Here is a 10562-nt window from a genome sequence, read left to right on the forward strand (position 1 = left end):
GCTCGCCACCGCCGAGCCCGGCGCCGAGCCGAATGCCGCGCCGGCCAACTGCCCGTACAAGGTGACCACGCCGCCCGCGGTGGATTCCTCCGAGGCCCCGACCGCCGGCGACCCGCCGATCCCGCTGGCGGTGCCCGCCAAGCCCGTCGGCGGTGACGCGCTGGGCAGCTGCGGCATCGTCACCGCGCCGAACACGCCGCCGCTGCCGAACGACGTCTCCGCGGACGCGTGGCTGGTCGCGGACCTGGACAGCGGCGCGGTGATCGCGGCCAAGGACCCACACGGGCGGCGTGGTCACCTTGTACGGGCAGTTGGCCGGCGCGGCATTCGGCTCGGCGCCGGGCTCGGCGGTGGCGAGCGGCACCCCGAGCGTGACCGGGGCGGCGGTCAGGAAAAGCGCCGCTGCCAGGCATGATGCGGAACGTAACAGGGTCATCGTCTGAGCACAGTAAGCGATCGACCGCCCGAATCCGGGGAGCCGCGCTGTGACTGGTGAGACGGAAGTTACTGAGCCTGGTCGGTCGGGCCGGGTTACGCTGGGCACGCGGTCAGTTCGGAACCCATCGACCGCCCCGAATCCCCGAGGGATGTGCCATTTCAAACGATCGGTTCTGGTCTCGAACGTGGTCTCAGTTGCGGCGCGACGGCGACGGCCCACGATCGTTGGAACAGCTGCTCAAGCGGGTGGAGAAGGGCAGCCAGGTCCGCGGCTCCGACGACGACCGGGTGCTGGAAGAGCTGAAACTGCATCGCGACGCCACCCCCGAGGGCGACCTGCGGTCCGCACTGGCCTGGCTGTGCAACGCTCAGTCGCGGATCACCAGCAGCCCCACCACGGCGCATTCCCGCGAGGTGTTGCTGGCCGCTTACGAGGTCAAGCGGATCCTGGCTACAGCCGGCGGCACTCGTCGCTGAGCACGCCGCGCAGCGCCGCCTCGATGAGGTCGAATTCGGCCTGCCCACTGATCAGCGGCGGCGCCAGCTGAATGACCGAATCGCCGCGGTCGTCGGTGCGGCAATACAGCCCCGCCTCGAACAGCGCCGCGGAGACCCGGGCGAGCAGCGGGCGGCGCTCGTCGTCGCTGAAGGTCTGCCTGGTGCCCTGGTCCTTGACCAGTTCCACGCCGTAGAAGAAACCCTCGCCGCGCACGTCGCCGACGATGGGCAGGTCGTACAGCTTCTCCAGCGTGGCGCGGAACACGGGCGCGTGGGTTCTGACGTGATCATTGAGGCCCTCGCGCTCGAAGATGTCCAGGTTGGCCAGCCCGACGGCCGCCGAAACCGGGTGCCCGCCAAAGGTATAGCCGTGCGGGAACATGGTGGCGCCGTCGTTGAACGGCTCGAACAGCCGCTCGCTGGCGATCATGGCCCCGATCGGTGAGTAGCCCGACGTCATTCCCTTGGCGCAGGTGATCATGTCGGGCACGTAGCCGAAGTCGCCGATGTCCGACGAGCAGGCGAACATCGACCCGATCCGGCCGAACGCGCAGATCACCTCGTCGGAGACCAGCAGTACGTCGTATTCGTCGCAGATCTGGCGCACCCGCTCGAAATAGCCTGGGGGAGGCGGGATGCTGCCGCCGGCGTTCTGCACCGGCTCCAGGAACACCGCGGCCACGGTGTCGGGGCCCTCGAACTCGATGGCCTCGGCGATCCGGTCGGCGGCCCACCGCCCGAACGCCTTCGGGTCGGTGCGCAGCGTCTCCGGCGCCCGGTAGAGGTTGGTGTTGGGCACCCGGAAGCCACCGGGCGTCACCGGCTCGAACGGGGCCTTGTATTTCGGCAGCCCGGTGATGGCCAGCGCGCCCTGGGTGGTGCCGTGGTAGGCGACTGAGCGCGAAATCACCTTGTGCTTACCGGGTTTGCCGGTGAGCTTGAAGTACTGCTTGGCCAGTTTCCACGCGGTCTCGACGGCCTCGGTGCCACCGGTCGTAAAGAAGACCCGGTTCAAATCGCCCGGGGTGTGGCCGGCGAGGCGTTCGGCCAGCTCGATCGCCGGTGCAGTGGCGTAGCCCCACAGTGGGAAGAACGCCAGCGTGCTCGCCTGGCGGGCGGCGACCTCGGCGAGCTCGGCGCGGCCGTGGCCGACCTGGACGGTGAACAGGCCGGACAGGCCGTCGAGGTAGCTCTTGCCGCGGTCGTCGTAGATGGTGACACCCTCGCCGCGCGTGATGATCGGCGGCGTGATGTCCGGGCCGTGCCGGGCGAAGTGCAGCCAGAGGTTGTCAGTCATGTTGTTGGTGAGCGTAACCTCGCGACATGACCGCAGCGCAGCAGGTCAGCGAGTTCGAGTCGCTACGGCCCCATCTCATGGCGGTGGCCTACCGGCTCACCGGCACGGTGGCCGACGCCGAGGACATCGTCCAGGACGCCTGGCTGCGCTGGCACCGGCAGGAGCCCGACAAGGCAGAGATCGCCGACCTGCGGGCCTGGCTGACCACGGTGGTGAGCAGGCTCGGCCTGGACAGGCTGCGCTCGGCCGCGCACCGCCGCGAGAGCTACACCGGCAACTGGCTGCCCGAGCCGGTGGTCACCGGGTTCGGCTCCACCGCTTCGGAAGCCGATCCGCTGTCCGCGGTGGTGGCCGGCGAGGACGCGCGGTTCGCCGCGATGGTCGTGCTGGAGCGGTTGTCACCGGATCAGCGGGTCGCCTTCGTGCTGCACGACGGGTTCGCCGTGCCGTTCGCGGAGGTGGCCGAGGTGCTGGGCACCAACGAGGCCGCCGCGCGGCAGCTGGCGTCGCGGGCCCGCAAGGCCGTCTCGGCCGAGCCCGCACCCAAGCCCGATCCGGCGCACGCCGAGGTGGTCGGCAAATTGCTGGCCGCCATGGCCGCAGGGGACCTGAAAGCCGTGGTGGCGCTGCTGCACCCCGACGTGGTCCTGACGGGCGATGCGAATGGCAAGGCGCCCACCGCAATCAACGTCATCCACGGCGCCGACAAGGTGGCCCGGTTCTTCTTCGGCCTGGCCCAGCGCTACGGCCCGGCGATGTTCACCTCGTATCAGCTGGGGCTGGTCAACGGCGAGCTCGGGGGTTACACGCCCGGCTGCCCCGCCAGCGACGGCTACCGCGAGCTGATGCCGCGGATCATGGCCGCGACCGTGCGCGACGGAAAGGTCTGCGCCCTATGGGATATCGCCAATCCCGACAAATTCACCGGCTCCCCGCTGCGGGCTCGTTGAGCTGGTTGGCCCACGGAACCCGGCACGCGTCACCGGAATTGAAGCCCTGCTCGGTGATGCCGAGTGCGGAATTCACCCGGGCCCGCATGTTCTCCAACCCGATCTGATAGGTCAGCTCGAACACACCGGCGTCGCCGAACCGGGCCCGCAGATCGTCGACCTGCTCGTCGGTGACGGTGTGCGGATCGGTGGTCATCGCGGCGGCATAGGCGATGGCCGCGCGCTCGTCGTCGGTGAATGCCGTTGAGGTGGCGTAGTTGTCGATGTCCTTGAGGCGCTGGATGTCCAGGCCGTCCAGGCGCTGCAGCATCGATCCGAAGTCGACGCACCACGAGCAGCCGACCTGGCGCGCGGTCCACAACACGGCCAGCTCGCGGACGCTGGTGGGCAGCGTTTTCGACGCCCGGTCGACCATCGTCTCGTGCAGGGCGCTGGCGATCATCAGCTTGCGATGATGTGCGGCCACGGCGAACGGCTCGGGAACCTGGCCGTAGCGCCGCTTGGCGATCCGGTACATGGCCCGGGTCAGCAACCCGGTGCGCTTGGGGGGCAGGGGCTCGATGCGGGTTTTCTGTGTCATACCGATCAGACGAGGCGGCCACGCGTTGTGTGACAGGTCCGGCGAGGCGCCGGTGGTGAGCAGGTGTTTCCCACGGTGAGGTCCGGGTACCCGGACCTCACCCTCGTCGCGCCAACCGGCGCGGCGGGGTAGCGAGAGGGTGAGGAGATTGAAGATGACCTCTCAAAACGATCAACAGTCCGACGATTCGAGGCTGGAACATTTCGACGATCCCGAGCTGGGCAGCGGTGCGCGCGACACCGGCACGGACACTCCCGAGCCCGGCGGGGCAGATCGTCCGGTGGGCACCGTGGACGAAGACGCGAATCCGCCGATGAGCGATCCGACCGCGTCCGATGTCTACAGCGGCACCGGCGAATTGCCCCCGCAGGACACCGGAAGCGCGATCCCGCCCTACGAGGGACGCCAACAGAGTGCCGCGGGTGACTCGGGAGGCGCGGGCGGCGCCACGAGACCGGAGACGAATCCCGATTACACGTCGGCCAGCCCGTCGGATACCCCGGGCGGGGCGACTCAGTCCCCGGCGGACGAGCAACCCGCTTCACAAATGCCGGAAACCGACCTCGGCGACGACCGCGTCGGGCCGGCGCACGTCGCGGGTACTCGTACCGGGGAGTCGAAGCCCTGATCTGACGACGTGCCGCCGCGAAACGCCTAGCGCGAGAACATGATCGCGCGCTTGACCTCTTGGATCGCCTTGGTGATCTGAATGCCGCGCGGGCAGGCCTCGGTGCAGTTGAACGTGGTGCGGCAGCGCCACACGCCGTCGACCTCGTTGAGGATGTCCAGGCGCTCGGCGGCGGCCTCGTCGCGGCTGTCGAAGATGAACCGGTGCGCGTTGACGATCGCCGCCGGGCCGTAGTAGCTGCCCTCGTGCCAGAAGATCGGGCAGCTGGTGGTGCACGCCGCGCACAGGATGCACTTGGTGGTGTCGTCGTAGCGGGCGCGGTCGGTCGGACTCTGGATGCGTTCGCGGGTCGGGGGGTTGCCGGTCGTGATCAGGTACGGCTTCACCGCGCGGTAGGCGTCGAAGAACGGCTCCATGTCGACCACCAGGTCCTTCTCCACCGGCAGCCCACGGATCGGCTCGACAGTGATGGTGAGCTGCTTGCCCGGCTTCTTGGGCAGCAGGTCGCGCATCAGCACCTTGCACGCCAGCCGGTTGACGCCGTTGATCCGCATCGCGTCCGAGCCGCACACGCCGTGCGCGCAGGAACGCCGGAAGGTCAGCGTGCCGTCCAGGTAGCTCTTGATGTAGATCAGCAGGTTGAGCATCCGGTCGCTGGGCAGGCACGGCACCCGAAAGCTCTGCCAGCCACCGGTTTCCGCGTAGGCGTCGGGCTGGTCGGGGTTGAACCGGGCGATCTTGACGGTCACCATCACCGCCCCGTCCGGAATCGCCGGCAGCGGCGGTTCCAGGCTGGTCTCGACCTCGGCTGCCTCTTCGGTTCCGACGCTCTCGGCCATCAGTACTTCCGTTCCTTCGGTTCGTAGCGCGTCTGCACCACCGGCTTGAAGTCCAGCGCGATGTCGCTCAGCAGATCGCTGCCCTGCTTGTAGGCCATGGTGTGGCGCATGAAGTTGACGTCGTCGCGGTTGGGGTAGTCCTCGCGGGCGTGGCCGCCGCGCGACTCCTTGCGATTCAGCGCACCGACCACGGTGACCTCGGCCAGCTCCAGCAAGAAGCCCAGTTCGATGGCCTCCAGCAGGTCGCTGTTGAACCGTTTCCCCTTGTCGTGCACGCTGATTCGGGCGTAGCGCTCCTTCAGCGCGTGGATGTCGGTGAGCGCCTGCTTGAGCGTCTCCTCGGTGCGGAACACCGCGGCGTTGTTGTCCATCGACTGCTGCAACGCGTTGCGGATGTCGGCGACGCGCTCATTGCCGTGCTCGGAGAGGATGTCGCCGACCCAGCCCACTACCATCGCCGCCGGTTCCGGCGGCATGTCCACGAAGTCGTGGCCCCGCGCGTACGACGCCGCGGCGATGCCGGCCCGGCGGCCGAACACGTTGATGTCCAGCAGCGAATTGGTGCCCAGCCGGTTGGCCCCGTGCACCGACACGCACGCGCACTCGCCGGCCGCGTACAGGCCCGGCACCGTAGATGTGTTGTCCCGCAACACCTGTCCGGTCACGGTGGTGGGGATGCCGCCCATCACGTAGTGACAAGTCGGGTAGACGGGAACCAACTCGTGCACCGGGTCCACGCCCAGGTAGGTGCGGGCGAACTCGGTGATGTCGGGCAGCTTGGCCTCCAGCACGTCCTCACCGAGGTGGCGGACGTCGATGTAGACGTAATCCTTGTGTGGGCCAGCGCCGCGACCCTCCAGAACCTCCAAAACCATGGAGCGGGCCACGATGTCGCGCGGCGCCAGGTCAACGATCGTCGGGGCGTAGCGCTCCATGAAGCGCTCACCCTCGCCGTTGAGCAACCGGCCGCCCTCACCGCGCACCGCCTCGGAGATCAGGATGCCCAGGCCGGCCAGGCCCGTCGGATGGAACTGGTGAAACTCCATGTCCTCCAACGGAAGACCCTTGCGGAAGACGATGCCGATGCCGTCGCCGGTCAGCGTGTGCGCGTTGGAGGTGGTCTTGTACATCCGGCCCGAACCGCCGGTGGCCAGCACGACCGCCTTCGCGTGGAAGACGTGGATGTCGCCGGTGGCCAGCTCGTAAGCCACCACGCCGGTGGCCACCGGACCGCTCGGGGTCTGGGTGAGCACCAGGTCCAGCGCATAGAACTCGTTGAAGAACTGGACGTCGTGGCGCACGCAGTTCTGATACAGCGTCTGCAGGATCATGTGGCCGGTGCGGTCGGCGGCGTAGCAGGCCCGGCGCACCGGGGCCTTGCCGTGGTCGCGGGTGTGCCCGCCGAAGCGGCGCTGGTCGATGCGGCCCTCCGGGGTGCGGTTGAATGGCATCCCCATCTTCTCCAGGTCGAGCACCGCGTCGATGGCTTCCTTGCACATGATCTCCACCGCGTCCTGGTCGGCGAGGTAGTCGCCGCCCTTGACGGTGTCGAAGGTGTGCCATTCCCAGTTGTCCTCTTCGACGTTGGCCAGCGCCGCGCACATGCCGCCCTGCGCCGCCCCGGTGTGGCTGCGGGTGGGGTAGAGCTTGGTCAGCACCGCGGTGCGCACCCGCGGGCCCGCCTCCACCGCGGCCCGCATGCCGGCACCACCCGCGCCGACGATCACCACGTCGTACCGGTGTTGCTGGATCATCGATCAGCCTCCGATATTCGGGTCGAATGTCAGCAGCACGTAGGTGCCCAGCACCAACGTGAACCCCATCGACAACAACAGCAGGCTGTTGAGCCAGAAGCGGGTGCTGTCCTTGCGGCTGTAGTCGTCGATGATGGTGCGCAGGCCGTTGCCGCCGTGCAGCTGCGCCAGCCACAGCAGCGCCAGGTCCCAGAACTGCCAGAACGGCGACGCCCAGCGCTGCGCCACATAGTTGAAGTCGATGCGGTAAACGCCGTTATCCCACATCAACATGATGAACAGGTGCCCGATCGCCAGCACGAACAGCGCGATCCCGGAGAACCGCATGAACAGCCACGCGAACTTCTCGAAGTTGGGGATGCCGGCCCGCCGCCGCGGGGAGCGTGGGTTGTCCAGGCTGGCGGGGCGGTCGTACAGGCGCTGTTTGACCGGGGCGAGCTCGCCGCGACCGAGCTGCAAATCCGGGCCGCTCATCGGAAGTGCTCCATCATGTGGATGACCGTCACCACGCCGGCCGGAACCATCAGCAGCAGGAACACGACGCCGACGATCCAGAACATCAACCTTTGATGGCGCGGGCCCTCGGACCAGAAGTCGATCAGGGTCACCCGGATCCCGTTCAGGCCATGAAAGAGCACCGCCGCGACCAGGCCGTATTCCATCAGCCCGACGACCGGCATCTGGTAATCGTGGATCACCGCGTTGTAGGTCTGCGGGCTGACCCGCAGCATCGCGGCGTCCAGGACGTGGACGAACAGGAAAAAGAAGATCGTCGCGCCGCTGATCCGGTGCAGCACCCACGACCACATGCCTGGGTCGCCCCGGTACAGCGTGCGTGGTGGCCTGCGTTTGCGCGAGGGAGCCGGAGCCGCCGGATCCGCGGTTGTCGGTTGCGTAGTCACCCCAGTGTCACCCCAGTCCTGCGCCTTCTTCCGGCCTCAACGTCGGTCACGCCGGGCACTTGAGCTTAGCTCGGACACGCTGTGACTTGGGACAATGTCCGTCAAGCGAAACGCCGTTTTGCGGATAGGGTGACTGTCGGAATCGGCCATCGGTGAGCGGGGATTCATGACGCCTGAGATCGACTGGAAGATGTTGCGGGACAAGGCAATAGATGCCGCCGAGGATGCCTACGCACCGTACTCGCGATTCCGGGTCGGGGCGGCCGCGCTGGTCGATGACGGCCGGGTGGTGACCGGCTGCAATGTGGAGAACATCTCATATGGCCTCGGTCTCTGTGCCGAGTGTGCGGTGGTGTGCGCCCTGCATTCGGGCGGCGGTGGGCGCCTGGTGGCGCTGGCGTGCGTGGACGGGCGGGGATCGGTGCTGATGCCGTGCGGGCGGTGCCGCCAGGTGCTGGCCGAACACGGCGGCCCGGAGCTGCTGATCGACCATCCGCGCGGGCCGCGCCGGCTCGGCGACCTGCTGCCGGACGCTTTCGGGCCCGACGACCTGGCCCGCGGGCGTGGCTGATGCACGCGGTCGCTTGCTGAGTGTTGCCGGTCGGCTTACCGTCATCCGTGTGCAACGGGGGAGCGCGCCGCCGACGGGATCGCTGCCCAGGCTTTTTGTTGCGGTGCTGATCGCGGCGGGTATGGGAGCCGCGGGATGCGCGTCGCAGTCACCCGCCGCAAAGCCGCCGTCGGGGACCTCGTCGCCGGCGCCGGCGTCGTCGTCCTGGGTGGAGGACTCCGTCTCCTTCCCGGTCGCGGACATGACCGTGTACGGCACGTTCCGTCATCCGGCGGGGCATGGGCGGGCGGTGCCGGCGGCGCTGCTGATCGCCGGCAGTGGGCCGACGGATCGCAACGGTGACTCGGCCGCCATGCCGGGTCAGGTCGACACGCTGCGGAATCTGGCGCGGGCGCTGTCCGACGACGGCGTCGCCAGCTTGCGCTACGACAAGCTGGGCACCGGTCAGACCGGGCTCGGCCCCTACGCCACCGACCCGGCGAAGGTCGACATCGGCGTGTTCAAAGACGAGGCGGCCGCCGCGTTGAACTTCCTGGCCAACCAATCCGGCATCGACCGGACTCATCTGATGGCGCTCGGCCACAGCGAAGGCGCCCTCTACGCGATGATGCTGGCCACCGCCGCGCCCGGGACGGTTCCCGCGGTGCAGTCCTTGGGCCTGGTGGAACCGGCGAGCCGCCGCATCCTCGACCATGTGTCCGAGCAGGCCCACGCCCAGGCCGACGCCGCCGTCAGGTCTGGACGCGTCGCCGCGGCGCGGGCCGCCGAAAGCACCGCGGCGATCGACAACGCGATACAGCAGTTCCGCGCGACCGGCCAGGTCCCGCCCGACGAACCGCCCGGGCTGAAGTCGGTGATCAACGCCGCCAATGCGCACGCCCTGTTGCAGGAGGACGCGATCGACCCGCAGGCATTGGCGGCGAAGCTGCCGCGCAACATGCCGGTGCTGGTCACCTGCAGCGACGCCGATCTGCAGATCACCTGCCAGGACGTCGATTCCCTGGTGTCAGGCCTGACCAGCGCGGGCACCAAGACCGACTATGTCCACCTGACCGGGGTGAACCACGTCCTGAAAGAGGACGCCAGCGGAACGCCGGTCAATTACCCGAAGCCACTGCCATTCTCCACCCAGCTCGTCGGCGCGCTTGCGTCGTTCGTCAAAGAGAACGGGACGACACCCTGAGCCCCGGGGAGCCACTTGGCTGACCCCGCGTTCGACGCGCCCACGGTGATCCGGACCAAGCGCGACGGCGGCCGGTTGTCCGACGCCGCCATCGACTGGGTCATCGGCGCCTACACCGACGGCCGGGTGGCCGAAGAACAGATGGCGGCGCTGCTGATGGCGATCCTGCTGCGCGGCATGGACCGCGCCGAGACCGCCCGGTGGACGGCGGCGATGCTGGCGTCGGGGGACACGCTCGATTTCGGTGACCTGGGCCTGGCCACCGTCGACAAGCACTCCACCGGCGGGGTGGGGGACAAGATCACCCTGCCGCTGGTGCCCGTCGTCGCCGCCTGCGGAGCCGCGGTCCCGCAGGCGTCGGGCCGCGGGCTCGGCCACACCGGCGGCACCCTGGACAAGCTGGAATCCATCACCGGGTTCACCGCCCAGCTGTCCAACCGGCGGGTGCGCGAGCAGCTTCGCGTCCTCGGCGCGGCCATCTTCGCCGCCGGCGACCTGGCCCCGGCCGACGCCAAGCTGTACGCGCTGCGCGACATCACCGCCACGGTCGAGTCGCTGCCGCTGATCGCCAGCTCGGTGATGAGCAAGAAGCTGGCTGAGGGGGCCGGCGCGCTGGTGCTCGACGTGAAGGTCGGTTCCGGGGCGTTCACCGACTCCGAAGCGCAGTCGCGCGAGCTGGCGCACACCATGGTGGAGCTGGGGGCGGCGCACGGCGTGCCCACCCGCGCGCTGCTGACGGACATGAACCGGCCGCTGGGCGCCACGGTCGGCAACGCCCTCGAGGTGGCCGAGTCGCTCGAGGTGCTGGCTGGGGGCGGGCCGCCCGACGTCGTCGAGCTGACCCTGCGGCTGGCCTCCGAGATGCTGGAGCTGGCCGGGATCGCCGACCGCGACCCCGCCGACACCCTGCGCGACGGCACCG

At 68.7% G+C, this 10562-nt stretch carries 11 protein-coding genes and 3 pseudogenes; 7 read left to right on the forward strand and 7 right to left on the reverse strand.

All coding sequences use genetic code 11. The annotated features are described in order from the left end of the window. Positions 1-289 (forward strand): annotated as a pseudogene (locus tag A5659_RS18510) (D-alanyl-D-alanine carboxypeptidase); the annotation flags it as partial. Here the strand turns inward: A5659_RS18510 and A5659_RS28605 are convergent. Then, a pseudogene (locus tag A5659_RS28605) lies at positions 284-436 on the reverse strand (D-alanyl-D-alanine carboxypeptidase); the annotation flags it as partial. The pseudogenes A5659_RS18510 and A5659_RS28605 sit on opposite strands and share 6 nt — an antisense overlap. A 227-nt stretch (positions 437-663) precedes the next feature. Here A5659_RS28605 and A5659_RS18515 point away from each other — a divergent pair. Further along, on the forward strand, positions 664-915 hold the full coding sequence (locus tag A5659_RS18515; protein ID WP_066863646.1) for a hypothetical protein: 252 nt from the start codon (positions 664-666) through the stop codon (positions 913-915). Here A5659_RS18515 and A5659_RS18520 read toward each other — a convergent pair. Beyond that, entirely contained in the window at positions 890-2233 is a 1344-nt protein-coding gene (locus A5659_RS18520; protein WP_067183285.1) for an aspartate aminotransferase family protein, read from the reverse strand. The two genes, A5659_RS18515 and A5659_RS18520, sit on opposite strands and share 26 nt — an antisense overlap. Before the next feature lie 26 nt (positions 2234-2259). Between A5659_RS18520 and A5659_RS18525 the strand changes: the two genes are divergently transcribed. After that, positions 2260-3183, forward strand: a complete 924-nt coding sequence (locus A5659_RS18525) for a sigma-70 family RNA polymerase sigma factor (protein ID WP_067183290.1) — start codon at positions 2260-2262, stop codon at positions 3181-3183. On the opposite strand, the pseudogene A5659_RS18530 reads toward A5659_RS18525, so the two are convergent. Next, positions 3155-3796 (reverse strand): annotated as a pseudogene (locus A5659_RS18530) (carboxymuconolactone decarboxylase family protein); the annotation flags it as partial. The gene A5659_RS18525 and the pseudogene A5659_RS18530 overlap by 29 nt on opposite strands. A 121-nt stretch (positions 3797-3917) precedes the next feature. Here A5659_RS18530 and A5659_RS18535 point away from each other — a divergent pair. Beyond that, positions 3918-4391, forward strand: coding sequence for a hypothetical protein (locus tag A5659_RS18535; protein WP_082971983.1), 474 nt, complete (start codon positions 3918-3920; stop codon positions 4389-4391). A 26-nt stretch (positions 4392-4417) separates the two neighbouring features. Here the strand turns inward: A5659_RS18535 and A5659_RS18540 are convergent, their stop codons facing one another. Genes A5659_RS18540 through sdhC form a run of 4 tightly spaced genes read right to left on the reverse strand, consistent with a single transcriptional unit; the run spans position 4418 to position 7793 of the window. Further along, positions 4418-5230: a succinate dehydrogenase iron-sulfur subunit gene (locus tag A5659_RS18540; RefSeq protein WP_066882225.1), complete on the reverse strand. Its 813-nt coding sequence runs from the start codon at positions 5228-5230 to the stop codon at positions 4418-4420. Continuing rightward, entirely contained in the window at positions 5230-6984 is a 1755-nt protein-coding gene (sdhA, locus tag A5659_RS18545; RefSeq protein WP_066863592.1) for a succinate dehydrogenase flavoprotein subunit, read from the reverse strand. Before sdhA ends, A5659_RS18540 begins: the two co-directional genes overlap by 1 nt. A 3-nt stretch (positions 6985-6987) precedes the next feature. After that, the gene (locus tag A5659_RS18550; protein ID WP_066863589.1) at positions 6988-7458 is read right to left on the reverse strand and encodes a succinate dehydrogenase hydrophobic membrane anchor subunit; all 471 of its coding nucleotides are present in this window, start codon (positions 7456-7458) and stop codon (positions 6988-6990) included. Continuing rightward, positions 7455-7793, reverse strand: coding sequence for a succinate dehydrogenase, cytochrome b556 subunit (gene sdhC / locus A5659_RS18555; protein ID WP_067183293.1), 339 nt, complete (start codon positions 7791-7793; stop codon positions 7455-7457). Before sdhC ends, A5659_RS18550 begins: the two co-directional genes overlap by 4 nt. A gap of 259 nt (positions 7794-8052) precedes the next feature. Between sdhC and A5659_RS18560 the strand changes: the two genes are divergently transcribed. The 3 genes from A5659_RS18560 to A5659_RS18570 all read left to right on the forward strand — a co-directional run. Further along, entirely contained in the window at positions 8053-8457 is a 405-nt protein-coding gene (locus tag A5659_RS18560; RefSeq protein ID WP_067183296.1) for a cytidine deaminase, read from the forward strand. Between the two features lie 49 nt (positions 8458-8506). Next, entirely contained in the window at positions 8507-9640 is a 1134-nt protein-coding gene (locus A5659_RS18565; protein ID WP_156749269.1) for a hypothetical protein, read from the forward strand. Positions 9641-9655: 15 nt separating this feature from the next. Then, positions 9656-10562 (forward strand): thymidine phosphorylase (locus tag A5659_RS18570; protein WP_067183299.1); only part of this gene is annotated, 907 nt, incomplete at its 3' end.

The sequence above is a fragment of the Mycobacterium sp. 1165196.3 genome, from assembly GCF_001673415.1.
Lineage (GTDB): Bacteria > Actinomycetota > Actinomycetes > Mycobacteriales > Mycobacteriaceae > Mycobacterium > Mycobacterium europaeum_A.